Origin of the sequence: Bosea sp. (in: a-proteobacteria), assembly GCA_023910605.1 — a bacterium.
Classification (GTDB): Bacteria; Pseudomonadota; Alphaproteobacteria; order Rhizobiales; family Beijerinckiaceae; genus Allobosea.
In genome coordinates this window covers 610396-635322 of sequence record JAAVVV010000001.1, presented here as the reverse complement: position 1 = coordinate 635322, position 24927 = coordinate 610396, and the positions used below count along the sequence as shown (strand labels likewise).

General features: G+C 65.5%; 28 protein-coding genes. 11 read left to right on the top strand and 17 right to left on the bottom strand.

The features are described from left to right. Window positions 1-82 precede the first annotated feature (82 nt). The 9 genes from HEQ16_03210 to HEQ16_03170 all read right to left on the bottom strand — a co-directional run bounded on the left by HEQ16_03210 (window position 83) and on the right by HEQ16_03170 (window position 9142). Window positions 83-1027, bottom strand: a complete 945-nt coding sequence (locus HEQ16_03210; GenBank protein MCO4053066.1) for a glyoxylate/hydroxypyruvate reductase A — start codon at window positions 1025-1027, stop codon at window positions 83-85. Beyond that, window positions 1024-2343 (bottom strand): thymidine phosphorylase, encoded by a 1320-nt coding sequence (deoA, locus tag HEQ16_03205; protein MCO4053065.1) that lies wholly within the window; start codon window positions 2341-2343, stop codon window positions 1024-1026. Before deoA ends, HEQ16_03210 begins: the two co-directional genes overlap by 4 nt. Next, window positions 2343-3119, bottom strand: a complete 777-nt coding sequence (gene deoC, locus HEQ16_03200) for a deoxyribose-phosphate aldolase (protein MCO4053064.1) — start codon at window positions 3117-3119, stop codon at window positions 2343-2345. The genes deoA and deoC overlap by 1 nt, the downstream gene beginning before the upstream one ends. Continuing rightward, a complete protein-coding gene (locus HEQ16_03195) occupies window positions 3112-3942 on the bottom strand; it encodes a purine-nucleoside phosphorylase (GenBank protein MCO4053063.1) in 831 nt (276 codons plus the stop codon). The genes deoC and HEQ16_03195 overlap by 8 nt, the downstream gene beginning before the upstream one ends. Window positions 3943-3951: 9 nt before the next feature. After that, window positions 3952-4356, bottom strand: a complete 405-nt coding sequence (locus HEQ16_03190) for a cytidine deaminase (protein ID MCO4053062.1) — start codon at window positions 4354-4356, stop codon at window positions 3952-3954. Next, window positions 4353-5321, bottom strand: a complete 969-nt coding sequence (locus tag HEQ16_03185; protein ID MCO4053061.1) for an ABC transporter permease — start codon at window positions 5319-5321, stop codon at window positions 4353-4355. The genes HEQ16_03190 and HEQ16_03185 overlap by 4 nt, the downstream gene beginning before the upstream one ends. Further along, window positions 5318-6424, bottom strand: coding sequence for an ABC transporter permease (locus tag HEQ16_03180; GenBank protein ID MCO4053060.1), 1107 nt, complete (start codon window positions 6422-6424; stop codon window positions 5318-5320). Before HEQ16_03180 ends, HEQ16_03185 begins: the two co-directional genes overlap by 4 nt. A 10-nt stretch (window positions 6425-6434) precedes the next feature. Continuing rightward, window positions 6435-7979 carry an ABC transporter ATP-binding protein gene (locus HEQ16_03175; protein MCO4053059.1) on the bottom strand — a complete coding sequence of 515 codons (1545 nt, stop codon included), beginning with the start codon at window positions 7977-7979 and terminating at the stop codon, window positions 6435-6437. A gap of 158 nt (window positions 7980-8137) precedes the next feature. Then, the gene (locus tag HEQ16_03170) at window positions 8138-9142 is read right to left on the bottom strand and encodes a BMP family ABC transporter substrate-binding protein (protein MCO4053058.1); all 1005 of its coding nucleotides are present in this window, start codon (window positions 9140-9142) and stop codon (window positions 8138-8140) included. 249 nt (window positions 9143-9391) lie between these two features. On the opposite strand from HEQ16_03170, the gene moeB reads away from it, so the two are divergent. The 8 genes from moeB to HEQ16_03130 all read left to right on the top strand — a co-directional run bounded on the left by moeB (window position 9392) and on the right by HEQ16_03130 (window position 15189). Further along, window positions 9392-10129 (top strand): molybdopterin-synthase adenylyltransferase MoeB, encoded by a 738-nt coding sequence (gene moeB / locus HEQ16_03165; GenBank protein MCO4053057.1) that lies wholly within the window; start codon window positions 9392-9394, stop codon window positions 10127-10129. Between the two features lie 121 nt (window positions 10130-10250). Continuing rightward, window positions 10251-10469: a hypothetical protein gene (locus HEQ16_03160; GenBank protein MCO4053056.1), complete on the top strand. Its 219-nt coding sequence runs from the start codon at window positions 10251-10253 to the stop codon at window positions 10467-10469. Window positions 10470-10714: 245 nt separating this feature from the next. After that, a complete protein-coding gene (locus HEQ16_03155; protein ID MCO4053055.1) occupies window positions 10715-11575 on the top strand; it encodes a hypothetical protein in 861 nt (286 codons plus the stop codon). A gap of 275 nt (window positions 11576-11850) precedes the next feature. Next, complete coding sequence (locus HEQ16_03150) at window positions 11851-12123, top strand: type II toxin-antitoxin system ParD family antitoxin (protein ID MCO4053054.1); 273 nt, start codon at window positions 11851-11853, stop codon at window positions 12121-12123. Next, window positions 12113-12427 (top strand): type II toxin-antitoxin system RelE/ParE family toxin, encoded by a 315-nt coding sequence (locus HEQ16_03145; GenBank protein ID MCO4053053.1) that lies wholly within the window; start codon window positions 12113-12115, stop codon window positions 12425-12427. Before HEQ16_03150 ends, HEQ16_03145 begins: the two co-directional genes overlap by 11 nt. Before the next feature lie 39 nt (window positions 12428-12466). Then, window positions 12467-13423, top strand: a complete 957-nt coding sequence (locus HEQ16_03140; GenBank protein ID MCO4053052.1) for a DUF262 domain-containing protein — start codon at window positions 12467-12469, stop codon at window positions 13421-13423. 12 nt (window positions 13424-13435) lie between these two features. Then, on the top strand, window positions 13436-14260 hold the full coding sequence (locus HEQ16_03135; GenBank protein ID MCO4053051.1) for an IS5 family transposase: 825 nt from the start codon (window positions 13436-13438) through the stop codon (window positions 14258-14260). Between the two features lie 200 nt (window positions 14261-14460). Then, complete coding sequence (locus HEQ16_03130) at window positions 14461-15189, top strand: hypothetical protein (protein ID MCO4053050.1); 729 nt, start codon at window positions 14461-14463, stop codon at window positions 15187-15189. 55 nt (window positions 15190-15244) lie between these two features. Here HEQ16_03130 and HEQ16_03125 read toward each other — a convergent pair whose 3' ends face one another. Then, entirely contained in the window at window positions 15245-15712 is a 468-nt protein-coding gene (locus HEQ16_03125; GenBank protein ID MCO4053049.1) for a hypothetical protein, read from the bottom strand. 72 nt (window positions 15713-15784) lie between these two features. Then, entirely contained in the window at window positions 15785-16720 is a 936-nt protein-coding gene (locus HEQ16_03120; GenBank protein ID MCO4053048.1) for a LysR family transcriptional regulator, read from the bottom strand. A gap of 93 nt (window positions 16721-16813) precedes the next feature. On the opposite strand from HEQ16_03120, the gene HEQ16_03115 reads away from it, so the two are divergent. Both HEQ16_03115 and HEQ16_03110 read left to right on the top strand, forming a co-directional pair. After that, on the top strand, window positions 16814-17962 hold the full coding sequence (locus HEQ16_03115; protein MCO4053047.1) for a DSD1 family PLP-dependent enzyme: 1149 nt from the start codon (window positions 16814-16816) through the stop codon (window positions 17960-17962). Then, complete coding sequence (locus HEQ16_03110; GenBank protein MCO4053046.1) at window positions 17956-18360, top strand: RidA family protein; 405 nt, start codon at window positions 17956-17958, stop codon at window positions 18358-18360. The genes HEQ16_03115 and HEQ16_03110 overlap by 7 nt, the downstream gene beginning before the upstream one ends. 243 nt (window positions 18361-18603) lie before the next feature. On the opposite strand, the gene gshB is transcribed toward HEQ16_03110, so the two are convergent. From gshB to rsmI, 3 genes are all read right to left on the bottom strand, one after another. Next, window positions 18604-19548 (bottom strand): glutathione synthase, encoded by a 945-nt coding sequence (gene gshB / locus HEQ16_03105; protein MCO4053045.1) that lies wholly within the window; start codon window positions 19546-19548, stop codon window positions 18604-18606. A gap of 80 nt (window positions 19549-19628) precedes the next feature. Continuing rightward, complete coding sequence (locus tag HEQ16_03100; GenBank protein ID MCO4053044.1) at window positions 19629-20009, bottom strand: hypothetical protein; 381 nt, start codon at window positions 20007-20009, stop codon at window positions 19629-19631. A 6-nt stretch (window positions 20010-20015) separates the two neighbouring features. Beyond that, on the bottom strand, window positions 20016-20918 hold the full coding sequence (gene rsmI, locus HEQ16_03095; protein ID MCO4053043.1) for a 16S rRNA (cytidine(1402)-2'-O)-methyltransferase: 903 nt from the start codon (window positions 20916-20918) through the stop codon (window positions 20016-20018). A 195-nt stretch (window positions 20919-21113) separates the two neighbouring features. Here rsmI and HEQ16_03090 point away from each other — a divergent pair, with 195 nt between their 5' ends. Beyond that, on the top strand, window positions 21114-22328 hold the full coding sequence (locus tag HEQ16_03090) for a penicillin-binding protein activator (GenBank protein MCO4053042.1): 1215 nt from the start codon (window positions 21114-21116) through the stop codon (window positions 22326-22328). A 48-nt stretch (window positions 22329-22376) separates the two neighbouring features. On the opposite strand, the gene HEQ16_03085 is transcribed toward HEQ16_03090, so the two are convergent. The 3 genes from HEQ16_03085 to HEQ16_03075 all read right to left on the bottom strand — a co-directional run bounded on the left by HEQ16_03085 (window position 22377) and on the right by HEQ16_03075 (window position 24894). Further along, window positions 22377-23588: a coproporphyrinogen III oxidase gene (locus tag HEQ16_03085; GenBank protein MCO4053041.1), complete on the bottom strand. Its 1212-nt coding sequence runs from the start codon at window positions 23586-23588 to the stop codon at window positions 22377-22379. A gap of 114 nt (window positions 23589-23702) precedes the next feature. Next, complete coding sequence (locus tag HEQ16_03080) at window positions 23703-24317, bottom strand: pilus assembly protein (protein ID MCO4053040.1); 615 nt, start codon at window positions 24315-24317, stop codon at window positions 23703-23705. Between the two features lie 19 nt (window positions 24318-24336). Then, on the bottom strand, window positions 24337-24894 hold the full coding sequence (locus HEQ16_03075; protein MCO4053039.1) for a pilus assembly protein: 558 nt from the start codon (window positions 24892-24894) through the stop codon (window positions 24337-24339). Between the last annotated feature and the right edge of the window lie 33 nt (window positions 24895-24927).

Genomic DNA, 24927 nt, shown 5'->3' with positions numbered 1-24927 from the left:
CGTCAAGGTTAGCAGAGCCGGGCGCGCTGAACAGGGGCATGGATGCGCCGGCGCGCATGTGCCTGCCGCAATACGCGCAAGGTCAGTAGCCGCGCCGGGCGTCGACCCGGTGCTGCAGCGGCTCGCCGCGCTCGAGCCGCGCGATCTGCGCGGCGATGAGCCCGCAAATGGCGTCGGGCTCGCTCATCGCGGCATTGTGGGGCGTGACCGTCACCTTCGGATGGCGCCAGAAGGACGAGGCATCGGGCAGCGGCTCGATGCTGAAGACATCGAGCGTGGCATGGCCAAGCGTGCCATCGTCGAGACAGGCGAGGATGTCATCCTCGGCTTGCGTCGCGCCGCGCCCGGCGTTGATGATCATCGGCGCGCCGAGCCGGCCATCGCGGGCAAGGCCGGCGAAGAGCCGGCGGTTGAGGAAGCCGCGCGTGTCCGGCGTCGAGGGCAGAAGGTTCACGAGGATGTCGGTGCGCGCCAGGAAGGGCGCGAGCTGCTCTGTCCCGGCGAAGCTCGCGAGGCCGGCAAGGGCCTTGGGCGAGCGGCTCCAGCCGGCCACATCGAAGCCCATGGCAGCAAGCCTGGCGGCGGCATCCTGCCCGAGCACGCCGAGCCCAAGGATTCCGACCCGGACATGGCGGGCAGCCGGCTGCTCGCGGTCATCGAGCCACTGCGCCGCCACCTGCTGGCGATCATAGCGGCGCTGCTGGCGCAGCAGCATCAGGCAATGCATCACGACGTATTCGCTCATGCGCGCGGTGAGGTCAGGATCGACAACACGGGCGATGGGCACGTCGGGCAGGCGCGCATCGGTGAGAAGATGATCGACGCCGGCACCCAGCGAAAAGATCGCTTCCAGGACGGGCAGGCCTGCAAGGGTGCCTTCGGGATGCTTCCAGCTGGCCGCAAAACGAACCGAGCGGCGGTCGAAGGGCTCGCCCGGCGCCACGATGTCCATGCCCGGCAGATGCCTCCGGAAGCGAGCGCGCCAGCTTTCGAGGTCCCAGCCGGAGAGGGCAAGCAGAAGGGTCATGCGGTGATGCGCTCCAGCACGGCTGCGGAGCGCGCGACGGGCTGCTCCGCGATGCGATAGGCACGGGCGAGGCCCTGCGCCGCGCGCGACAGGCTGGCCTCGTCGCGCGCATGGATGATGGCCAGCGGCCGGCCCGGGCCGACCTCGTCGCCCTTGCCGGCAAGGTCGGTGAAGCCCACGGCATGGTCGATCACATCCTCGGCGCGCGAGCGCCCCCCGCCGAGCTCCACCACGGCGATGCCCACGGCGCGGGTGTCGATGGCCTCGATGAAGCCGGAGCGCGGGGCTTCCAGCGCGCGCGCCAGGGGCGCGGCCCTGAGATGCGCGTCGGGCTTCGCGACCAGATCGGCGGGCCCGCCCAGCGCGCGCACCATGCGCTGGAAGGCTTCGGCCGCAGCGCCGGACGCGATGGCGCGCTCCATGCGCTGGCGGCCGTCGAGAAGGCTGGTGGCGAGATTGCCCAGCACGAGCATCTCCGCCCCCAGCGCGAGCGTGATCTCGTGCATGCGCGGCTGGCGGCGGGCGCCGGTCAGGTAATCGATGGCATAGCGCACCTCGAGCGCATTGCCGGCGGCATCGGCCAGCGGCTCGTCCATGTCGGTGATGAGCGCGGTGGTGGCGAGGCCAGCGCCATTGGCCACCGCCACAAGCGAGCGGGCCAGTTCGCGCGAACGATCAAGCGTGGGCATGAAGGCGCCCGAGCCGGTCTTGACGTCGAGGCTGAGGCCCTGAAGCCCGGCCGACAGCTTCTTGGACAGGATCGAGGCCGTGATCAGCGGCACGGATTCGACCGTCGCCGTCACGTCGCGGATCGCGTAGAGCCGCTTGTCGGCCGGCGCCAGATCCGCAGTCTGGCCGATGATCGCGCAGCCTGCCTCGCGCACCACCTGGCGGAACAGCGCATTGTCAGGCTGCGTCGTGTAGCCGGGGATGCTGTCGAGCTTGTCGAGGGTGCCGCCCGTATGCCCGAGCCCGCGCCCCGAAATCATCGGCACGAAGCCGCCGCAAGCCGCGACGGCAGGCCCCAGCATCAGCGAGACCGTATCGCCCACGCCGCCGGTGGAGTGCTTGTCGAGCGCCGGGCCGGGCAGGTCGCTCCAGTCGAGAACCGCGCCTGAATCGCGCATCGCTTCGGTCAGCGCGACACGTTCCGAGGTGGACATGTCCTGAAAATACACCGCCATGGCGAAGGCGGCGGCCTGGCTGTCGGTCACGGCGCCGCTGGTCAGCCCCGCGATCATCCGCGCTATCTCATCTGAAGCGAGCTCCGCCCCGTCGCGCTTGCGGCGGATGATCTCCTGCGGAAGAAAGCTCATCAGTATGCTCCATCGCCGGGCTCGGCGCCGCCGCCGCCCGCCAGCACATCCACCAGCACCTGATGCAGCCCGCTCGCCCCGAAGCGGAAGGTGCGCGGGCCGGCCCAGCCGGGGCCCATCACCTCGTCCGCCAGATCAAGATAGAGCCTGGCATCGGCCAGGGTGCGGATGCCGCCTGAGGGTTTTATCCCGACGGGGCGGCCGCTTGCCCTGATGGCGCCCAGCATGGTGCGCACCGCCTCGGGCGTCGCCGAGGTGGCGATCTTGCCCGTGGAGGTCTTGATGAAATCGGCCCCTGCGCGGATGGCGAGGTCGCTCGCGGCGCGGACGGCTCCCGGATCAGGCATCGCGCCGGTTTCAAGGATGACTTTCAGCAATGTGCCTTCGCAGATGGCCTTGATCTCCGCGATCATGTCCTCCGCCAGCTCCGGCGAGCCCTGAAGGAAAGCCTTGTAGGGCATCACGAGGTCGATCTCGTCCGCGCCGTCGCCTATGGCCTCCACAGTGTCGCCCGAGATGCGCCCGACATTGGTGCCGCCAGCCGGAAAATTGACGACGGTCGCGACGCGCACCGCGCTGCCCTGAAGCGTGCGCCGCGCCAGGCTCACGAATTGCGGCCAGATGCAGATGGCGGCCACAGGGCCGGGCTGCGCCACGGCCCGCGCGCAGAGTTGCAGCGTGCCGGCCTCGGTGGCCTGCTCGCCCAGGTCGGTCAGGTCCAGCAGGCGAAGCGCCCGCCGCGCCGTCTCGCGCTCCGTTTCGGTGCGGTCACTCATCCGCAATCTCCTTGAGAAACGCCCTCACCAGCGCCTTGAGGCGCGGCGCGGCGCTGTCAGCCACGTGCTTGGTCTCGCCGTGATTCGGCGCGACCACCTGCATGCCGGTCCCATAATTGGTGACGATCGACAAGGCAGCGGCCTCGAGGCCGAGGCGACGGGCCATGATGATCTCCGGCACGGTGGACATGCCGACGAGATCCGCGCCGACCCGCTGCGCCAGCCTGATCTCGGCGGGCGTCTCGAAGCTCGGGCCGCTCCACCACATGTAGACGCCTTCCGAAAGGTTCATGCCGGCCCGGCCGGCCGCGCGCGACAGCGCGGCGCGCATGGCGGGGCTGTAGGCGTCCGCCATGGGCACGAAGCGGCGCTCATCTGCGTCCCCGATCAGCGGATTGGGCGAGCCAAGGCTGATGTGGTCGGCAATCGCCACAACATCGCCGGGCGCAAGAGCGGGATTGACCGAGCCGGCTGCGTTGGTGGCGAGCAGGCGGGGCGAACCCAGCCGCGTGAGCAGGCCGAGCGGCACCTTCATCGCAGCTGCATCGCCGCCCTCGTAGTAATGCGAACGGCCGGCGAAGACGAGGACGCGGCGACCTTCGAGCCGGCCCGACACCAGCGCCTTGGCATGGCCGGAGACCTGGCCACGGGGGAAGCCGGGGATTTCCGCATAGGGCACGCTGACCGCATCCTCGACCTCGCCGGCAAGTGAGCCGAGGCCAGAGCCCAGGATGATGGCGAGATCAGGCGCCGCGACACCGCGCAAGGCGAGGAAGGCCGCCGCCTCGTCGAAAAGGGTTTCGGGATGGTCGCTCCAGGCCATGGCCACCGCTCAGCTCGCGAGGTTCTCGGGGCCGAAGGAGGCTGGCAGCAACTCCTCCACCGTGAAGCTCCGGCGCAGGCCCTCGGCACCGGCTACATGCACCTTCGCCGTGAGGGGGGCAAACTCGCGCAGGCGCTGGCGGCAACCGCCGCAGGGCGTGCACAGCCCCGCCCCGTCGCCGATCACCAGCGCCTCGGCGATGCGGGTTTCGCCAGCGAGGATCATGGCGGCGATGGCGCTGGCCTCGGCGCAGTTACCCACAGGGTAAGCCGCATTCTCGACATTGCAGCCGGCATAGATGGCGCCTGACGCACCGCGCAGGGCCGCACCCACGCGAAAGCGCGAATAGGGAACATAGGCACGCTTCTGGGCGGCGCTCGCCGCATTGAACAGCGCCTCGATCTCGGCGTTCATGAACGATCCTTGAGATAGGGCACGCCGACCGCGCGCGGAGGCGTCGCCTTTCCGATGAATCCGGCCAGCAAAATCACTGTCAAGAGATAAGGCAGGGCCTGGATGGCCTGCACCGGCACCTGGCCGATGCCGGGCAGGCTGACGCCCTGGATGCGCAGCGCGACTGCATCGAGCAGGCCGAAGAGGAAGCAGGCCCCCAGCGCAGGCAGGGGCCGCCATTTGGCGAAGATCAGCGCCGCCAGCGCAATGAAGCCCTTGCCGGCGGTCATGTCCGTGATGAAGCCAGCCGATTGGGCGATGGCGAGATAGGCGCCGCCGAAGCCGCACAGGATGCCGGCCGTGATGACGGCGGAATAGCGCAGCCGCGTCACCGAGAGCCCGGCCGTGTCCACGGCCGCGGGATTCTCGCCCACGGCGCGCAGCCTGAGGCCCCAGCGCGTGCGATACAGCGCGAACCAGGTGAGCGGCACCAGCGCCAGCGCGGCATAGACCAGCACGGAATGGCCCGACACGACCTCGGCATAGAAGGGGCCGATCACGGGAATGCTTCTCGCGCTCTCGGCGAATGGCAGCGTCAATTCCCCAAATCGCGCGGAGGGCGGCAGCTGCGGCGTGCGCCCGCCCTGATTGAACCAGGCATTGCCGAGGATGGCGGTGAGGCCCGAGGCCAGCACATTGATCGCGACGCCCGAGACGATCTGGTTGCCGCGCTGTGTGATCGAGGCGAAGCCGTGGACCAGGGAAAACAGCACCGAAGCCATGACGGCGGCGAGAAGGCCCATCCACGGGTTGGGCACCACCGCAGCGACAGCCCCCGCAGCGAAGGCGCCGATCAGCATCTTGCCCTCGAGGCCTATGTCCACGACGCCGGCCCGCTCGGAATACAGGCCGGCCAGACACGCGAAGAGCAGCGGCACCGACAGGCGCGTGGCGGAATCAAGCGCGAGCAGGATCGTCTCGATCATGCCGCGACCTCCCGGCCCGTGACGCGGCCATAAAGAGCGGCGATCCTGTCCGCGAACATCATCTCCAGCGCGCCGGCGAACAGGATGACGAAGCCCTGGATGACGATGATCATCTCGCGCGTGATCTTGGGCTTGTCGAAGGCGAGTTCGGCGCCGCCCTGATAGAGCACGCCGAAAAGCAGCGCAGCCAGCACGATGCCGAATGGATGGCCGCGGCCCATCAGCGCCACCGCGATGCCGACGAAGCCAGCGCCGGCTGTGAACTCGTTGATGAGGCGGCCCTGCACGCCCAGGATCTCGTTGGTGGCCATGAGCCCGGCGAGCGCGCCCGAGATCAGCAGCGCGATCACCGTGACGCGCGCCGGGGAAATGCCGGCATAGACCGCCGCATCCGGATTGGCGCCTACCGTACGGATGGCATAGCCCAGCCGCGTGCGCCAGATCAGCACCCAGACCGCCACGGCCGCCAGAATGGCGAAGAGAAAGGACAGGTTGAGCGGGGTCCTCGTCAGGCTGACGCCGAACCATGCGGCCATCTGGTTCATCAGCGGCAAGGTCGCACCGGGCGCGAACTTCGCCGTCTCGGGGGCCATGGAGCCCGCCATCTTCATGGGGCCGACCAAGAGATACACCAGCAGCGTGGCCGCCAGGAAGTTGAACATGATGGTGGTGATGACGATGTGGCTCCCGCGATAGGCCTGCAACCAGGCGGGGATCAGCACCCAGGCCGCGCCGGCGGCGGCGGCCCCCAGCACGCAGAGCGGCAGCAGCAAGGGCCATGGAAGGAAGGGAAGGGACAGCGCCACCAGCGCAGCGCCCAGCCCGCCCATCAGGGCCTGACCCTCGCCGCCGATGTTGAATTGGCCGGCATGGAAGGCCACCGCGACCGCAAGCCCCGTGAAGGTGAAGCTCGTGGCGTAGTAGAGGGTGTAGCCCAGCCCGTATTGCGAGCCGAGCGCGCCGCGCAGCATGATGGACAGCGCCTCAAGCGGGTTCTCGCCGATGATGGCGACCACCACGCCGGCAGCGAGGAAGGCCACCGCGACATTGACCAGCGGCACGACGCCGGCGGTCAGCCAGAGCGGAACGGGACGCGCGCTCATCGGAACAGCCTCATGCCGCTTCCCGCGGATTGTCGGGGCCGACTCCCGCCATCAGCAGGCCCATATCCTGCTCGTTGGTGTCCTCCGGGCGGCGCTCGCCGGCGATACGGCCGCCGCACATCACGAGCACCCGGTCGGACAGGGCCAGCACCTCGTCAAGCTCGGTCGAGACGAGCAGGATGGCCTTGCCGGCATCACGCAGGGCAATGATGCGCTTGTGGATGAACTCGATGGCGCCGATGTCCACGCCGCGCGTGGGCTGGCCGATCAGCAGCACCCTCGGATCGCGCTCGATCTCGCGGGCGAGGACGATCTTCTGCTGGTTCCCGCCCGAGAACAGCGCCGTGCGCAGGGTGGGGTTGGCGGGGCGCACGTCGAAGGCCTGCATCTTGCGGGCGCAGTCGGCCAGCACGGCGGCACGGTCGAGCAGGAAGCCGCGGCCAAAGCCCGGCTCGTCGGCACAGCCGAGGATGGCGCTTTCGGCCGCGTCGAAGGGTTTGACCAGCCCCATGCGGTGCCGGTCCTCGGGCACGTGGCGAAGGCCCTTGGCCCGCAGCGTGCGCGGGTCGTCGGCGCCGCCCGGATCGAGCGCATGCCCGTCGAGCATCACCGTCCCGCCGGCCGGGCGGCGGATTCCGGCGATGGCTTCGAGCAGTTCGGACTGACCGTTGCCCGAGACGCCGGCCACGCCCACGATCTCGCCGGCCCGCACATCAAGGCTGACATGGTCGAGCCTCGCGACGCCGCGGGCGTCGCGCACGCTGAGGTCGCGCACCGAGATCTCGACCGGGCCGGGATTGGCCTTGCCCTTCTCCACCGTGAGCACGACCCGCCGGCCGACCATCATTTCCGCCAGATCGGCGGGGGTGGTCGCGGCGGTCCTGACAGTGCCGACCATCGCGCCGCGACGCATGACCGAGACATTGTCGGTCACGGCCATGATCTCCTTCAGCTTGTGGGTGACGATGATGATCGTCTTGCCCTCGCCCGCCAGCCGCCTGAGCAGCACGAAGAGCTTGTCCACCTCGCTGGGCGTCAGCACGGCGGTCGGCTCGTCGAGGATGAGGATGTCGGCTCCCTTGACCAGAGCCTTGAGGATCTCGACGCGCTGGAGTTCGCCCACCGCAAGGTCCGAGACCAGCGCATCGGGGTTCACGTCCATCCCATAGGAACAGGACAGCGCCTGCAGCCTGGCGCGGACGGCGGAGGCGCCCCTGGCCGTCAGCACGCCGCCCTCGGCGCCGAGCATCACGTTCTCGACCACGGTGAAGGTCTCGACCAGCATGAAGTGCTGGTGGACCATGCCGATGCCGGAGCCGATCGCATCGGCCGGGGTGCGGATCAGGCTGGGCTTGCCGTTGATGGCGATCGCGCCCGCATCGGCGTGATAGAAGCCATACAGGATCGACATCAGCGTGGACTTGCCCGCGCCGTTCTCGCCGATCAGGCCATGGACCGTGCCCTTCTCGACCGTCATGTCAACGGCGCGGTTGGCATGGACCGCCCCGAAGCGCTTGTCGATGCCGGTCATCTGTATGGCGGGCGGAAGGGTCAAGCGGGCAACCTGGATATCTGGGACGCGCAAGCTCGGCCTCGACCGCTGGCGGCGGCTCCTGCCAAGCCCATCAAACGAGATGGCCGCCACGAGGGCGGCCATGACACTACGAGAAAAGCGCCGTCATGCAACGTGCAGCGGTGGGCGTCGACATGGGCTCACTGCACCGGGCAGGCGCTGTTCGACATGAAGTCGTGCACGGCGACGCGGCCGGCCTTGATGTCGTCGGCGGCCTTGCTGACGGCGGCCCGCATCTCGGCGGTGATCAGCGGCGCGTTGTTGGCGTCGTCGGCCCAGTCCACGCCGCCCTCGGCGAGGCCGAGAACGGTGGTGCCGGGCTTCCAGTTGCCGGCGCGGGCGGCCGTGAACGAGCCATGCACCGCGACATCGACGCGCTTGAGCATCGAGGTCAGCACCTTGCCGGGATGAAGCGCATTCTGGTTGGAGTCGACGCCGATGCCAAGCGCGCCGCCATCGGCCGCAGCCTGGAGCACGCCGATGCCAGTGGCGCCCGAGGCGTGATAGATCACGTCCGCGCCCTGGCTGATCTGCCCGCGGGCCAGTTCGCCGCCGCGCACCGGATCGCGGAAGGCGGCGCCGGTGGTGCCGGTCATGTTCTGGATCACGGTCGCGCCGGACCTCGCGGCCTTCACGCCCTGCACATAGCCGCAGGCGAAGCGGCGGATCAGCGGGATGTCCATGCCGCCGACGAAGCCGACCGTGTTCTTCTTGGTCGCCATTCCGGCGAGCACGCCGACGAGATAGGAGCCCTCATGCTCCTTGAAGACGATGGACTGCACGTTGGGCAGGTTCACCACCGAGTCGATGATCGAGAAGCGGGTGTTGGGGAATTCCGCCGCCACCTTCTCGAGCGCCGCGCGGAAGGAGAAGCCGACCGCGACGATCGGGTTCTGGCCGCGCTGGGCGAAATTGCGCAGGGCCTGCTCGCGCTGGGCGTCGTTCTGGATCTCGAAATCGCGATACTCGACATTGGTCTCGCGCTTGAAGCGCTCGGCGCCGGTGTAGGCGGCCTCGTTGAAGGACTTGTCGAACTTGCCGCCCAGATCATAGACCACAGCGGGCGTGACGGCCTGTTGGGCGAAGGCCGCGACGGCCGACATGGCGACGCCGGCGAGCGCCAGCCCCAGTGATTTCAAACGCATGGAAAACCTCCCCATTGACGACGGAACACGCTAGGCCGCCGCGACCGGGACCTAGGATGGCACGGCACATAGGCTTTCGCCAAGCGCCGGCAAGGGATGGAAAAGCCCCGGCATGTGGAAAGAAGGGGCGAAACGGCCACAAACAAGGCCGTTCTGGCCCTCAGCCGGCAAAGCAGCGTCCCGTCACGCTCCCGGCAACGCCTGTTCCCGCCATTGCAGCGCGTGGCGGAGGGCGCTAACCCTTAAGCCATGAGCCTCAGCGACGACGAGATCGAACGCTATGCCCGCCACCTCGTGCTGCCGGAGATCGGCGGGCCGGGCCAGGCGCGGCTGGCCGCGGCGCGTGTGCTCGTCATCGGCGCGGGCGGGCTGGGCGCGCCACTTCTGATGTATCTCGCCGCGGCCGGCATCGGCGCCATCGGCATCGTGGATGACGACACGGTTTCGCTTTCCAACCTGCAGCGGCAGGTGATGCACGGCACGGGCGACATCGGCCGGCCCAAGGTCTCCAGCGCCGCCGAGGCGATCGCGCGGCTCAACCCGGGGGTGATCGTCGAGCCCCATGCCCACCGCATCGAGGCGCGCAACGCACGCGCGCTCATCGCCAACTACGACGTCGTGGCCGATGGCTGCGACAATTTCGCGACGCGCTATGTCGTGGCGGATGCCTGCGAGGCGGAGGCCAAGACGCTTGTGACCGCCGCGCTCGGCCGCTTCGACGCGACGCTGACCACGCTGAAGCCGCACGCGGCGCGGGATGACGGCGCGCGCTATCCCTCCTATCGCGACCTGTTTCCCGTGCCGCCCGCGCCGGGCGTGGTGCCCTCCTGCGCCGAGGCCGGCGTGCTTGGCGCGCTTGCAGGCATGATGGGCGCGATGATGGCGCTTGAAGTGATCCGCGAGATCACAGGCTTCGGCACAGGGCTGGCCGGACGGCTGATGATGGTGGACGCCATGGGGATGCGCTTCGAAGAGGTCGGGTATTGAACCGCCCGTCAATCCTGCCGATAGTCGGCGGCAAAATCGGGGGAATGGCCATGAGATCCCAAGAACGCCACGGCGGGACGCCGACACCGGCGCGGGCCAGATCGTCAGGGGCCAGATCGTCATGGGCCAGATCGTCAGGGGCCAGTGCACGCTTGAGGAGCAATCGGCGGCGCCGAGCGCAGGCGATGTCTACGCGCCGCTCGACCAGCCGCTGGCGGGGCTTGTCACGGTGCTGCTCGAGCCCGAAAGCACCGCCGGCTTCGTCGCCAACCGCGTCATCGCCGCCAGCGAAGGCGCCCTGCTGCCCTTCGCCCGCCTGAGCGTCGCGCCGGGGCCGTGAGCGAGGGTGGAGGAATAGCCGGCTGGAGCGGCGAACGCCGTGGGGATGCGGTTTGAGGCGGTTGGATGTTGGCGTGAGGGTCACATCCTGCATGGCCTCGCGCCGCCGGATAGCAAGGGCGTCATGAATGCGTGAGTGGCTGCGAGGGGGCCGGAAGCAGATCTCCAGGCCGTCCACCCCATCAAGAATTTTGAAAGCGCGGGTAGGTCCTCTAGGATTGGATTTCGGAAGTTTCCGAGGAGTTCATGTCGACAGATCCATCAACTGACCTGAAAAGTCTCTTCGACCGCGCAATGATCGGCCTGGACGAAGAGGTCGAGGCATCCGAGGCCAACCCGACCGGTTGGGCGGCAGTTGCCGCTCTACAGCGATCAGGCAGCCGCGAAGTGCTCGACGCCGCGCTCGCCGCGTGCACGGATTGTGATGCGCTCAGGCGCCGTGTCGGCGCGTCTGTCCTGGGCCAGCTCGGGCACGTTTTGCCCGATTTCCAGCCGGTCTTTGAGGAAGAGCGGCACCAGGGCCTGGCGGGCCTTCTCGCGGCCGAACGCGAGGGGCCGGGTGATCCTGACGTGCTCGCGGATGTGTGCGCAGCTCTAGGACATCTGCACGACCCGCGAGCCATACCCGCCCTTCTTGATCTGCGCGCGCATCCAGAGACGCGCGTCCGTCGCGGCGTCGTGTCTGGGCTGACCGGTCACGCCGCACAGGAGGCCATCGACGGGCTGATCGAACTCTCGGCCGATGCGGACGAGGATGTGCGCGACTGGGCGACCTTTGGCCTCGGCCAGATGATCGAGGCGAATACGCCCGACATTCGGGCCGCGCTGCACGCGCGCCTTGACGATCCTTGCGACGCCGTTCGAGGCGAGGCGATCGAGGGCCTTGCGACGCGTGGCGACCGTTCCTTGCTGCCGTTTTTGATCCGGGAACTGTCGGAAGGCGTGTCGGCACCTCTGCTCAACGCGGCGACTGCGCTCGCGACGCCAGACTTATGTGAGGCCTTGGCCGCCGCGCGAGATGGCGGCCTCGTCGTGCAAACCACTCAGCCGCAGGGCTTCGATCTCACGGAACTCTGGCAAGAAGCACGCCGTGCTTGCGGCTGCTAAGGATCGGTAGCAGACCGGCAGGACCGGGTTGGGAAACGGACTGGCAGGTTTTGGGCTGCCGCATCAGGAAAGCCGCCTTTTATCTGGTCTATGGGCTTCGGCGGCAGAACACCTGAATTTGCGACCGCGAGGCGAGCCGCCCAGCAGCCACACCAGATGACCGATAATCCGTTAGGTGATGCACTTCAGATTTGAGACCGCCAAATATGTCAGGAAATTGCTATCTATTGACATCATAAGAGCGTGCCCACATCATGAATGAAAGGAGCACGCCCATGCCAAATGTCAGCCTTGGTGACCATTTTGAGGAGTTCGTCAGCCGCCAGGTGGCCGATGGACGGTTTCAGAACGCCAGCGAGGTGGTGCGCGCTGGCTTGCGGATGCTGGAAGATTTTGAGCTGAGCCGCGCCGAGCGCGCCGCCCGACTGGCCCGTGAGATCAACGACGCCTTTGACGATCCCGCGCCCGACGTGCCTGCCGAAAAGGTCTTCGCCAAGCTTGAACAGCAGTTCAGCGCTGACAAGGCCGCCCGTTCGCATGGCGCGTAGGGTTTTCTTTCGCCCTGCCGCCGAGCGCGACCTTGCCGCCCTCTACGCCTACATCAGGGACGCCAACGGCGGCCCCGAGGTCGCAATTGGCTATGTGCGCCGCATCCGCAGCTTTTGCGAGGGGCTGGAGCCTTTCCCCGAGCGGGGCGTGGCGCGTGATGACATTCGCCCAGGGTTGAGGCTTGCGCACTTCGAGCGGCGCGTGGTGGTGGCCTTCACGATCAGCCCCGACCAGGTACGGATTGGACGGATATTCTATGGCGGACGAGACTATGCGGCCTTGCTTACCGAAGACCCTGAATAGCCACGGGACAAAAAGAACCTCAAAAGACGGGAACCGCCAATGACTACGTTTATGCAAACATCCCACGAATTCGTTGGCGATCTCCTTTCTCGGCAGTTGCACTACATCGTCCCTGAGCACCAAAGAGATTTTGCGTGGACAGATGACGAAGTCTCTCAGTTTTGGGACGATATCACTTTTGGAATGCAAAATGACACTGAGCATTTTCTAGGCCCAATAGTCGTCAGGCAGGTAGAAGAAGGCCGCCTCTATGAAGTTATCGACGGTCAACAACGGCTCACTACATCGCTGATACTTTTAGCGGCTATGCGAAATTTCTATCATGAAAACAACGATACCCTCGCACAGACACTACAATCTACATACTTTGGTTACGTTGATAGAAGGACACGAGAAACACATCCAAAATTCTCGATGAACACTACTAATAATGAAACTTTCAAATCGTTTATAACATCTATAAAACCTCAATCAGCTATCGATGTTGAGTTGGCAAACAGACGCCTAAAGCTCAGCAATGGAAAAATTTTGCATTGCTATCTCAATCTTAAGGAAAAAATAAATAAACTCTGCACAATAGATGGTCGTATTACGCTTTCGCCGCTTGCAGATATTGAAGAATACATCAAGGAAAAACTCTCGATTATTCAGATTATTGTTTCCGACGAAGCAGATGCCTATACGCTCTTTGAAACCCTCAATGAGCGGGGTATCGAGCTGTCCATCCTCGACCTCTTGAAGAACCATCTATTCAAGGTGGCAGGGGCGGGAGCAAGTCGAGAGGCTATGAAGCAAAAGTGGTTTGAGACGCTTTCAAACCTGGATGACTCGCAAGGTTCGAAGTTCATCAGGCATTATTGGGTTTCGAAACACGGGCGCGTTCAGGCTGGAGCACTGTACCGTGCCATACGTGATTCAGCGCGCACAAAAGCTGCCGTAGCTCAGAGACTGTTTGGAAAGTCGGCGATTGGTGTTTCGGTGGGCTGGCGAATGTGATTCACATTACGGATGTGGACACATGAGAACCGGGGCCGGATGGCCAAGATCGCCAAGAAGACGAAGCGCTATCCCTGCGACCTGACGGACGAGGAGTGGGCCCGGATCGCGCCCTTGATGCCCAAACCCGGACGGACGGGACGGCCTCGGGAGACGGACTTCCGCGAGGTGATCAACGCCGTGCGCTATCTGGTGCGCTCGGGCTGCGGCTGGCGGATGCTGCCTCATCATTTCGGCCATTGGCGAACGGTTTACGGCTGGTTCCGCGAACTGGCGCGGCGCTTCCTGTTCCAGACCATCCACGATGTCGAGCTGATGCTCGACCGGGAGCGGGTTGGTCGCGAGGCAAGCCCCACGGCGGCGGTGATCGACAGCCAGTCGGTCAAGGCTCCGCAAGCCAAAACAAGGGGTTACGACGCCAACAAGAAGATACGCGGCCGCAAGCGACATATCGCGGTCGATACCGACGGACGGCTCTTGATGGTCAATCTGACGACCGCCGACATCTCCGACAGCGCCGGTGCGCAAGCCATCCTCGATGCCATCCGCAAGCGCTGGCCCTGGGTGAAGCATCTCTTCGCCGACGCCGCCTACGACCGCCTGACCTTGATGGACAAGGCCGCCTATCTCAACTTCGTCATCGAGATCATCCGGCGCTCCGAGCAGCAGAAGGGCTTCCATGTTCTGCCCCGGCGCTGGGTCGTCGAGCGGACCTTCGGATGGATGATGCGCTGGCGCCGCCTCGTCCGCGACTATGAAAAACGCATCGACGTCTCAACCGCCATGATCCACGTCGCCATGGGCGGCCTTCTTATCCGAAGAAACGCTCATCCCTGACTTTCCAAACGGACTCTGAGATGGAGGACTAACCAGTGAGCACTGAGCAAATCACGCTCAGGTTGTCCCCACAAGGCGTTAGGTCACTTCAAATCCACAGGAAAAAGCTACCAGAGGCGCATAAGCGCAGTGCTGGCGAGCTATGTGGATGCTAAGGAAAATACACGGGCGAGCTAATGCTCGCTTTACGGCCTCAGCAAATGCCCAGTAAAACATCAAAGTCGATAAATCGCTATGTAGCCTTCAAGCTTGACGGAGGCGGCATAGACCGTATTGTTAGTATTTTTAGCCAGTACGAGCGCGGTTACAATATCAAATTTAAATTGAGCGATAAATCTGTTGTAAGTACAGATGATGTAAATGTTCTAAAAAAATTCCCAAATATCAACGAAAGACGAATACAAGAGGTTAGCTTCAAGGCAGATTTTGCTCTAAATAAACCCTCAATTGAAATCACATTTTCATACGCAGAAGGCGCAGGGGCTCGCATTAATTACGATTTATCGGGAGATGATAAAGACGTTTTACACATTTCAAGCGAATTCGAGACATTAATATCTAGTTTAAAACTTATATATTCACCTCTCGTTGTTCGAAATAATTATGCTATAGGAGCAGAGTTTGTTTTAAAGGGTTTACTGTTCACTTTAATGGTATCTCTATCTTTAATTATAATATTTTATAAAGACAATATACCGCCGAGCGCACCGATACATAAGGCGTTAAATTTGATTTGGTATATTTTTGTATCTAGCCTATTTTATATGCCTATATTACGCTTCTTATTTCCTCCTACTTGCTTTGCTATTGGCCAGGGCGTTAATAGATATGAGGCGAAAACGTTTTGGCGCATTACCGTACTTCTTGCTTTGGTAATTGGCGTAGTTGGCTCGTTAGTCGCCGTCAAACTAGAGTGGCTCGTAAAGTGAGGGATTGCTCGTGTTTGCATAATTCAAGAATTATGCAACGCGGCTATAGGGGCTTTTAGCCCGATGCGGAGCTTTCCTCGCGATCGACGATGACACCAGAGCGGCAGTCCGCCGTGATGGTGATCGGACCGCGCCTGTCGATCAAGGTCCACGCCGGATCACCTTCGGCTGTCATGAACGAAGAAACGTGCAGTCCGCCGGAGAGTGAGAGCATGAGTTCAGGTAGCCGCCCGAACGTCGCTATATTCTCGACTTGCCGGCCCAGAAGACGAGCAAAACTCGGCTCCCAAAGCTCTTCGTCGCTCCAGCTGCCGCACAGAATGGAGCGCTGCTCCTCTATCCGCCAACTCCACTGAATCATGAGTTCGATCTCGCCCTGCGGCTGGCCGGGGCCGCCGTCACGACGCGCTCGTGGGGTCAAAATGCCAAACTGGATGAAAAGGGCTGAACCGTGTCCACGCCAAACATGGGAGACGGGCATGCCGCGAGTGGCAGCGGCAAAACGGGCGATCGTATCCTTCATGCGGCAATCGTAGCCAAAGTCGAAAGGCCTGCAAACCACCCGCTGTGGCCATCTGGTTCCGGCATGAACATCTCAAGAATCATGCAACAGCTTGGAGCGCCAAGGTGCGGGGTCCAAGGTGGCCCGAAGCGCATCCAGAAAACGTCCGGTCCGTGCAGCGCGAGCCTGCCGTCGCGATCCCATAAGGGCCACGACGGGCGCCGCTGGCAGGTCGTAGCTGTTCAGGACACGGATCAAGCGGCCTTCCCTCAGATCATCGGCCACATCCCATTCCGATCGTACGATCACCCCTCGAGCGGCTAACGCCCATCCGCGCACGACCCCGCCATCGTTGCTCGACAAGTGCGGCTCGATCCGTACCCGCTCCTCGCCTCCCCCCTTACGGGACCGGAACCGCCAGAGCGCCACATCCTCATCATTCTCACGTAGGGTGATGCACGTATGCTGGCGCAGATCGCGCGGCTCTGTGGGCGCACCATGCCTGGCGAGGTAGACGGGCGAGGCGCAGGCTATTCTTTCATTCGGAGCGAGAGTGCTGACGATCAAGTGGGGGGTCGCGTCTCCGGTTTCTCCGACATGAATGGCAAGGTCCCATGTGTTGTCCGGGGCCCGCCCGATTCGATCCGACAGCAGCACGTCGATTTTGACCTTTGGATGTTCGGCTTGAAAAGCGGCCGCGACCGGGGCCACGTAACGGCGGCCAAATCCCAAGGGCGCGATCACCCGCAGATGCCCAACCACTTGGCCCCGCCGGTCAGCGAGGGCGTCGCCGAGCTCATTAATGGAGGCAAGCACCTCCCGCCCTCGTTCCGCCAGCAGTTCACCCTCATCCGTCAGGGTGAGTTGGCGACCCGCGCGATTCACCAGATGGACGCCGAGGCGCTCTTCCAGCCCCCGCAACCTCTGCGTTACTGCGGGTGGCGAAACACTAAGGTCCCGCGCCGCTCCCGCAAGGGATTGGGCGGCCGCTATGGCAATGAAAAAACGGAGGTCATCGGTCCCGATCATTAAGTCGGATGTTAATACGAAATACGAAGATTGTTAATAGCTACTGGCGTTAGTTCGGTGATTAGTCAGGAGGTGAGAGCCGGGAGACACATCATGCTGCAAGAGCCCAAGCCCCTTGAAACCCTCGACACACCCTCACTGATTCTCGATGAGGCGAAGTTGCAGGCTAACGTCAAGCGGATGCGAACTCACATTGAAGGCCTCGGGGCTAAGTTCCGCCCACACCTGAAGAGCGCAAAATCCCGGGAGATCGCCCGCATCGCCATGAACGGCCCCGCAGGGCCTGCCATGGTATCGACGCTCCACGAAGCTGAATATTTCGCCGAGAGCGGCGTGCGGGACCTCATCTATGGCGTTGGGATCGCGCCCGCAAAACTTCCTCGCGTTTCGGCCATCCGGGCAGGCGGCGTCGATCTTGCGATCATTCTGGACAGCATAGAACAGGCCGAGGCGGTCGCGTCGCATGTCGGGCAAACCGGGGAAGCCATTCCCGTGCTGATCGAGGTTGATGCAGATGGCCACCGCTCCGGCGTCCAACCGGACGACGCGGCGACCCTCGTGGCGATCGGCGAAAACCTGACCCGAGGCGGGGCCACCCTTCGCGGCGTATTGCTCCATGCCGGCGACAGCTACGCACTAACCAATCCGGCAGCGATTGCCCACGTAGCCGAGGCCGAGCGCGCCGCTGCGGTGACGGCTGCCGAAGTACTCCGGGCTGCCGGTCTTCCCTGCCCCATAGTCAGCGTGGGCTCTACGCCGACCGCCCGCTACACCCGCGACCTGACTGGCGTGACCGAAGTGCGGGCTGGGGTGTTTATGCTCGGCGATCTCTATCAGGCAGGCGTCAGTTCGGTTGACGTCGGGGATATCGCGGTTTCGGTCCTTGCCACCATCATCGGGCACCAGCGCGCCAAGGGCTGGATCATGACGGATGCCGGGTGGATGGCGATGTCGCATGATCGGGGGACCGCCAAACAGGCAGTGGATCAGGGCTATGGCGTCGTGTGCGACCTTTCCGGCACTCCTTATCCCGGCTTGATCGTGGCTGGCGTAAATCAGGAGCATGGCATCCTCGCAATACGGAAGGGGGAGGTCGGAAGCCTGCCATATCTGCCGATCGGAGCGCGGGTGCGCATCCTTCCCAATCACGCTTGCGCGACCAGCGCCCACTATGACCGTTACCACGTCCTGAACGCCGCCGGTCAGGTAGGGGCGGTTTGGTCGCGCACCAACGGATGGTGAGACGCGTCATGGCCACGATCGAATACGTCACAACGAACGCCGCGCCGGTCCCGGCTGGCCACTACTCGCAGGCTACCAAATGGGCAGGGCTGATCTTCGTATCGGGCCAGCTCCCTATCCGGAGCGACGGCACTCACACCGTCGATCAGCCCTTTGAGGCCCAAGCCCGGCAGGCGCTGGTCAACGTGCTCGGCCCCTTGTCGGAGGCGGGGTGCGGCCCTGAGCACGTCCTGCGGATGACGGTCTACATAGTGGGTATCGAGAACTGGCCCGCTTTCGACAGCCTTTATGCCGAAGCTCTTGGGAGCGCAAAACCTGCCCGAAGCGTCGTTCCCGTGCCCGAGCTTCACCATGGCTACCTAATCGAGATCGAAGCCATCGCCGCTCGTGGCGGGTGATTCAAAAATCATGCAACAGACCCAAACGCCTCTGCAAACACCCCTGCAAATCAGGATTTTCTGCTGCGTAAGTCTGGTGCGTGTTTCGCTGATGGAGTGCGTTTGCCATGGGCGACCACAGAGGGTGCGAAACCGACCCGTCATCTGGGCGTGAACATCTCCGCTCTCGGAGACCGGGCATTGACGTATGGGCGGCGAAAACGGGGCGCAGTTCTTCCTTCAGCCCACCTTTCAGCCCTCCCTTCACCCAATCTTCCCCTCGATCGCGTTCCACACATCCACGGCGAGGTCCGGGCCGCCCAGGCGCTTGATCGCCCTCAGCCCTGTGGGGGAGGTGACGTTGATTTCGGTGAGGTTGCCGTCGATCACGTCGATGCCGACGAAGATCAGGCCGCGGGCCTTCAGCGCCGGGCCGATGCGCTCGCAGATCTCGCGCTCGCGGGCCGAAAGGTCAGTGGGCCGGGCGGCCCCGCCACGCACCATGTTGGAGCGGATGTCGTTCTCGGCCGGCACGCGGTTGATCGCGCCAGCCGCCACGCCATCGATCAGGATGATGCGCTTGTCCCCTTCCGTGACCTTGGGCAGGAAGCGCTGCACCACCCAGGGCTCGCGGAACATCTGGGCGAAAAGATCGTAGAGCGAGCCGAAATTCGGGTCGATCGCACCCACCTTGAACACGGCCGCGCCGCCATTGCCATAAAGCGGCTTCATCACGATGTCGCCGAACTCGGCCCGGAAGGCCTCGATCTCGGCCTTGTCGCGGGTGATGAGCGTGGGCGGCATGAGATCGGGGAACTCGGTGACGAAGATCTTCTCCGGCGCGTTGCGCACATGGGCGGGATCGTTGACCACAAGCGTCTTCGGATGGATGCGTTCGAGCAGATGCGTGGTGGTGACATAGCCCATGTCGAAGGGCGGGTCCTGCCTGAGCAGCACCACATCGGCGTCGGCGCCCAGATCAAGCCGCTCCTCGGGGCCGAGCGTGACATGATCGCCCTCGACATCGCGCACCGTTGAGGGCCGGCCGACCGCCGTCACCGTGGCGCCGCGCATCGAGAGCCGGTCAGGCGTGTAGGTGAAAAGGCGGTGTCCGCGCGCCTGCGCCTCCAGCATCAGGGCGAAGGTCGAGTCGCCCGCGATGCGGATGCGCTCGATCGGGTCCATCTGCACGGCGACGGTGAGGCTCATGGGCGTGTTCCTGAAGCTAGGGAGGCAGGCGGGGCTCGGCCGCCCTTATCGGCGCGCCGGGGCCTCCAGCGCAAGCCCGGTCAAAGCAGGTCCAGCGGCGCGACGGCGGCGACGTGGCGGGGCCAGCTGCCTTTGCCGACGAACACCGCGTCGATGCGCAGCACGCAGCCGGCGGCCCAGGGATTGCGCGCGCGCCAATCGCCAATGCGGCGATGCATCAGCGCAAGCTTGGCCGGGGTGATGGCGGTCACGGCATCATCAATCTGTATCCGGGCCTTGACCTCGACGAAGGCGATGGTGCGGCCGCGCTTGACGATGAGGTCGATCTCCCCGCCCTTGCCGCCGAAGCGCCGTGCCAGCGGCCTGTAGCCCTTGAGCGCGAGCGCGCACAGCGCCATCCGCTCGGCGCTGAGGCCGCTGGCGACCGAACCTTTTGCGCGGGCGCTGCGATCGGGCGGCATGGCGGCTCAGGGCCGGCGCGTCAGCTCGAGGGCGCGGGCATAGACCTTGCGCCGCGGCTGGCCGCTGGAGGCCGTGACCTGGGCCACCGCCTCCTTGAGCGAGAGCGTGGCCAGCGCCGCCTTCAGGGCGGCGTCCACCGCGTCCTCCGCTTGCGCCGACCCAGCCGGCTCGCCCGCGCCGATCAGCAGCACGATCTCGCCGCGCGCGGTCTCGCCCGCCTCATACAAAGCCGCCAGCTCAACGAGCGTGCCGCGCCGCACCGTCTCGTGCAGTTTGGTCAACTCGCGCGCCACCGCCGCAGGGCGCGGCCCCAGCATGGCGGCGGCGTCCTGAAGGGTCTCGGCAAGGCGGCGGGGCGATTCGAACAGCACGATGGTGGCCGCGATCGCGCCAAGCTCGGTCAGCCGCGCCCGCCTTGCCGCCCCGCGCGGGGGCAGGAAGCCCTCGAAGAAGAAGCGATCCGTGGGCAGGCCCGCCACCACCAGCGCAGCCAGCACCGCCGAGGGACCGGGCGCGCCGGTGACCGGATAGCCCGCCTTCACCGCATCCTCGACGAGCCGATAGCCAGGGTCCGACACCAGCGGCGTGCCGGCGTCCGAGACCAAGGCGAGGCGGGCCCCGCTCGCCAGGCGCGCCAGCACTTTGGGGCGCATCTCCTCGGCATTGTGCTCGTGATAGGCCATCAGCGGCGCGGTGATGCCGTAATGCGCGAGCAGCACCTTGGTCACGCGCGTATCCTCCGCGAGGATCATGTCGGCGGCCGCGAGCGTGGCCAGCGCGCGCAGGGTGATGTCCCTGAGGTTGCCGATCGGCGTGGCGACGACATGCAGGCCGGGGCCAAGCGGCTCCGCCTCGGCCTTGATGCCGAAAGCGGTGAAGCTGCGCAGGGCGTGATCGTCGCGGCTCATTGGGGGCGTCTGTCCATGCGCCAGAGGTGCCATGTTCCGCCGCGCAAGGCCAGCCCGGCGGCGCGCAGCAGCGGCCATGGATCGACCCCGCCGCGCAACAATCATTAACAGGTTGTTAGGGAAGGGTTTTTGTCGAGAAGGCGCTGTCAACTGAAGCCAAAGCTTGGTATGATTCACCAAACCTTGTGCATGAGGATGCGCGTCTTGTCCGATTTCCATCCCACCCGCCGCGCCGGCCTGAAGCTTCTCGGCGTCACGGCGCTCTCCACCGGGCTCGGCGCCTGCATGGGCGGAATGCCCGGGTTCGGCACCGACGAGGCGCGCGGCCCCGGCGGGGCGCGAGGTCCCGGGCCTGCCCCGGCCCAGCCCGGCGCGGCTGGCGGCGTGCCCGTGGCGCTCATCGTGCCGCTGACGGCAGGCGGCCAGGGCGGGGTCGCAGGCAACGCGCTGCGCAAGGCCGCCGAGATGGCGCTGGCCGAATTCCAGAACCCCAACATCCGGCTCATCGTCAAGGACGACAAGGGCTCGGCCGATGATGCGCGCACCGCCGCGCAGGAGGCGCTGGCCGAAGGGGCGGAAATCATCATCGGGCCGCTCTTCGCGCCCGCGGTGCAGGCCGTGGCCTCGGTGGCGCGGCCGGCGGGGAGGCCGGTCATCGCGTTTTCGACCGACGCCTCCGTGGCGGCGCCCGGCGTCTACCTGATGTCGTTCGTCGCCGAACTCGAGGTGCAGCGCGTGATGGGCTATGCCGCGCAGCAGCGGCGACGCTCCTTTGCCGCACTGATCCCCGATACCGCCTATGGCCGGGTGGTCGAGGCCGCCTTCCAGCAGACCGCCGCCCAGCGCGGGCTCAGGGTCGTGGCCATCGAACGCTTCGCGCTCGATCAGGGCCGGATGCAGGAGGCCGTGACGCGTCTGACCCCGGCGCTGGCGCAGATTGACAGCCTGTTCTTGCCCGAAACCGCCGACACGCTGCCGGCGATCGGCGCGGCGCTTGAAGCGGCCGGGCTCAACACGCAGCGCGTGCGGCTGCTCGGCACCGGCATCTGGAACGATGCGCGTGCCTTCCGCGTGGCGCAGTTGCAGGGCGGCTGGTTCGCCGCGCCCGATGCAGGGGGCTTCAATGCCTTCGCCCAGCGCTACCTCGCCCGCTTCGGCGCCGCGCCCACGCGCATCGCCTCGCTCGCCTACACGGCCGTGACGCTGGTGGCGGCGCTGGCGCGCCAGCAGGGCGCGCAGCGCTTCTCGGAGCAGGTGCTCACCAATGCTGCGGGCTTCGAGGGTGTGGACGGGCTGTTCCGCTTCCGGCCGGACGGGATGATCGAGCGCGGCCTCGCGGTGCAGGAGGTGCGCAACGGCACCGCCGTGACGGTGAACGCGGCCCCGCGCGAGTTCGGCCGCAGCGCCTGAGCCCCCTCGCCCCTCGCCCCTCGCCCCTCGCCCCTCGCCCCTCGCCCCTCAGGCGGCGAGGTCGGCGACCACTGCGTCAAGCACGAGCGCGCCATCGGGGGTGGCGGCGATGCGGCCGCCGGGGCGCAGCGACACCAGCCCATCCTCGATCAGCGACGCGAGCCGCGCCTCGGACAAATCGCGGCGGGACAGCGCCCGGTACATCGCCGGATCGATGCCTTCGGCGAGGCGTAGCCCCATGAGCAGGAACTCGTCTCCGGCAGCCTCGGCATCCAGCGCCTCGTCCTCGACCAGGGCCGAGCCCTCGCTCAGCACACGCGCCAGCCAGTTCTCCGGGTGCTTTTCGGTGGACTGCGCGCGGCGCACGCCATCGATCACCAGACGGCCATGCGCGCCAGGGCCGATGCCCGCATATTCGCCATAGCGCCAGTAGACGAGGTTGTGGCGGCACTCGGCGCCGGGCCTTGCATGGTTCGAGATCTCGTAGGCCGGGAAGCCGCGGGCCTCGCACAGCGCCTGCGTCGCCTCGAACAGGGCGCGGGCGTGGTCCTCGTCCGGAACCGCGAGCTTGCCGGCGGCGCGCAGGGCGTGGAAGGCCGTGCCCGGCTCGATGGTGAGCTGATAGAGCGACAGGTGCTCGACGGCCCGCTCAAGGGCGCCGCCAAGCTCGGCGCGCCATTCGGCGACGCTCTGCTCGGGCGAGCGGGCATAGATCAGGTCAAAGGACATGCGCGCAAAATGCCGGGCCGCGACATCGACCGCGGCCAGAGCCTCCTCGGCGCTGTGAAGCCGGCCCAGCGCCTTGAGGTCGCGGTCGTTGAGGGCCTGCACGCCAAGCGAGACGCGGTTGACGCCAGCGGCGCGATAGCCGGCGAAGCGGCCGGCATCGACGCTGGTCGGGTTCGCCTCGAGCGTGACCTCGACATCGGAGGCGGTGGGCCAGGCTCCGGCCACGGCATCGAGCAGCGCCGCCACGGTGGCAGGCTGCATCAGCGACGGCGTGCCCCCGCCGATGAAGATGGACGAAACCGTGCGCCCGGGCGTCAGTGCGGCGCGATGGGCGATCTCGCGCCGGAAGGCGGCGACATAGGCCGCTTCATCCGGCTGGTGATGGCGGACATGGCTGTTGAAGTCGCAATAGGGGCATTTGGCGGCGCAGAAGGGCCAGTGCAGGTACACGCCGAACCCTGCCTCGGCAGTGGCGTGGGGCAAGGGGAGGCGCGGCGCGGCGGCGAGGCTGGCGGGGATTTGATCGTTCATCGACGATCCCTTGCGCGCTCCGGCGCGCGCGCGCAAGCCACATCATGGCTTCTGCGCTGCCTGGAGCTGCGCCGCCGCACTGTCATGCCTGCGGGAAAGAGGCCTGTCGCAGCCTCAGGTCGCGGCGCATACCGGCTGGCCGCTGCGCTCGACCTGTTGGGAATTGGTGGTGGTATTGCCGGCTCGCGGCCGGAAAAACATCGGCTTGGAGCTTATCTGGAAACTGGGCGTGAGGTTGCCGCCAAAGTCCAGCTTCGTCGTGGCGACGATGTAGGAATAGGTCGGCACCGCCATGTCGTTATTGGGCAGCGGCACGATCGTGCCCTTGGTGAGCCCGGCCACGGTCTTGAGCAGCGTTCCCGGCTTGCCGTCCTCACGGGCCTCGCTCCAGCAGACGCGGGCCTTGCGGTCCGTGCCCACCACAACGCTGGAAATCTCCATGCGCGGCAGCTTGCCGTTGTAGGGCGACAGCACAACGGCGCTGGCGGTGAAGATGTTGTCGATCTGGGCGGTGGTCAGCGAGTTGCTCTGCGAGGTCAGGTCAGCGAGCGTCCTGTTGAGCTGAACCACGCGCCATTTCATCGAGAGCGCGCTGCTGATATCGACGAGACCGACCAGCAGGGCGAGCATGATGGGGGCGACGAAAGCGAATTCCACTGCCGCCACGCCGCGCTCATCCTTGCGCAGGCTCGGCACGCGGCGGCGGGCAGGCAAATCGGGGGCACTCATGGGGCGCGCTCTCACATTCTCATGACGAGTAAGGTTCGGCCTTGAACGCCACCACGGCCTGGACCACGTTCTCGCCCGTGTTCAGCCGCGCGAGTTGGCCGAAAAAGCCCGGCGAAAACACCGGCATCGTGTAGGCCACGCGGACGACCGCAACTTCCTTCTCAGCCACCGGGCGCATCATGAAGGAGGCGGCGTTGATGGTGCGGGCCGAGATCATGCTGGCGGCCTGGGCGGCGGGAAAACCGGCGCCTACCGGCTGCACGTCGATGAACAGCCTGCTCTCGCAGGTCGACGACGTGGTCATGCGCGCGCAGATGGCTTTACGGAAGGCGGCGGTCTGCACGGCGACGGTGCCGGTGTAGAGACTGCGGCTCTGGCCGGTGAGGATGGTGCGGGCCGCCTGCGAGACAGACTCCTGCAGGATCTGCCGGGTCCAGAAGACCATCGCCATCTCCACGATCAGGAAGAGCATGAAGAAGAACGGCATGGCGAGCAAGCCGAACTCGACGGCCGTGGCGCCTTTGCGATCGCGGCGGAAGCGCCGCAGCATGCCCCTGGCGACCGGAACCCTGTTCACGCTGGACGTCATGCCCGAGCCCCTCCAAAACCT

Coding starts and splice junctions, on each gene's coding strand:
- HEQ16_03120 (MCO4053048.1), bottom strand. CDS start 16,720: ATGATCGGGACCGATGACCTCCGTTTTTTCATTGCCATAGCGGCCGCC.
- HEQ16_03195 (MCO4053063.1), bottom strand. CDS start 3,942: ATGGCCTGGAGCGACCATCCCGAAACCCTTTTCGACGAGGCGGCGGCC.
- HEQ16_03210 (MCO4053066.1), bottom strand. CDS start 1,027: ATGACCCTTCTGCTTGCCCTCTCCGGCTGGGACCTCGAAAGCTGGCGC.
- HEQ16_03080 (MCO4053040.1), bottom strand. CDS start 24,317: ATGAGTGCCCCCGATTTGCCTGCCCGCCGCCGCGTGCCGAGCCTGCGC.
- deoA (MCO4053065.1), bottom strand. CDS start 2,343: ATGAGCTTTCTTCCGCAGGAGATCATCCGCCGCAAGCGCGACGGGGCG.
- HEQ16_03140 (MCO4053052.1), top strand. CDS start 12,467: ATGACTACGTTTATGCAAACATCCCACGAATTCGTTGGCGATCTCCTT.
- HEQ16_03135 (MCO4053051.1), top strand. CDS start 13,436: ATGTGGACACATGAGAACCGGGGCCGGATGGCCAAGATCGCCAAGAAG.
- rsmI (MCO4053043.1), bottom strand. CDS start 20,918: ATGAGCCGCGACGATCACGCCCTGCGCAGCTTCACCGCTTTCGGCATC.
- HEQ16_03160 (MCO4053056.1), top strand. CDS start 10,251: ATGGGCCAGATCGTCAGGGGCCAGTGCACGCTTGAGGAGCAATCGGCG.
- HEQ16_03180 (MCO4053060.1), bottom strand. CDS start 6,424: ATGAGCGCGCGTCCCGTTCCGCTCTGGCTGACCGCCGGCGTCGTGCCG.
- HEQ16_03185 (MCO4053061.1), bottom strand. CDS start 5,321: ATGATCGAGACGATCCTGCTCGCGCTTGATTCCGCCACGCGCCTGTCG.
- HEQ16_03125 (MCO4053049.1), bottom strand. CDS start 15,712: ATGAAGGATACGATCGCCCGTTTTGCCGCTGCCACTCGCGGCATGCCC.
- HEQ16_03150 (MCO4053054.1), top strand. CDS start 11,851: ATGCCAAATGTCAGCCTTGGTGACCATTTTGAGGAGTTCGTCAGCCGC.
- moeB (MCO4053057.1), top strand. CDS start 9,392: ATGAGCCTCAGCGACGACGAGATCGAACGCTATGCCCGCCACCTCGTG.
- HEQ16_03110 (MCO4053046.1), top strand. CDS start 17,956: ATGGTGAGACGCGTCATGGCCACGATCGAATACGTCACAACGAACGCC.
- deoC (MCO4053064.1), bottom strand. CDS start 3,119: ATGAGTGACCGCACCGAAACGGAGCGCGAGACGGCGCGGCGGGCGCTT.
- HEQ16_03100 (MCO4053044.1), bottom strand. CDS start 20,009: ATGCCGCCCGATCGCAGCGCCCGCGCAAAAGGTTCGGTCGCCAGCGGC.
- HEQ16_03085 (MCO4053041.1), bottom strand. CDS start 23,588: ATGAACGATCAAATCCCCGCCAGCCTCGCCGCCGCGCCGCGCCTCCCC.
- HEQ16_03130 (MCO4053050.1), top strand. CDS start 14,461: ATGCCCAGTAAAACATCAAAGTCGATAAATCGCTATGTAGCCTTCAAG.
- HEQ16_03170 (MCO4053058.1), bottom strand. CDS start 9,142: ATGCGTTTGAAATCACTGGGGCTGGCGCTCGCCGGCGTCGCCATGTCG.
- HEQ16_03145 (MCO4053053.1), top strand. CDS start 12,113: ATGGCGCGTAGGGTTTTCTTTCGCCCTGCCGCCGAGCGCGACCTTGCC.
- HEQ16_03155 (MCO4053055.1), top strand. CDS start 10,715: ATGTCGACAGATCCATCAACTGACCTGAAAAGTCTCTTCGACCGCGCA.
- gshB (MCO4053045.1), bottom strand. CDS start 19,548: ATGAGCCTCACCGTCGCCGTGCAGATGGACCCGATCGAGCGCATCCGC.
- HEQ16_03190 (MCO4053062.1), bottom strand. CDS start 4,356: ATGAACGCCGAGATCGAGGCGCTGTTCAATGCGGCGAGCGCCGCCCAG.
- HEQ16_03090 (MCO4053042.1), top strand. CDS start 21,114: ATGCGCGTCTTGTCCGATTTCCATCCCACCCGCCGCGCCGGCCTGAAG.
- HEQ16_03115 (MCO4053047.1), top strand. CDS start 16,814: ATGCTGCAAGAGCCCAAGCCCCTTGAAACCCTCGACACACCCTCACTG.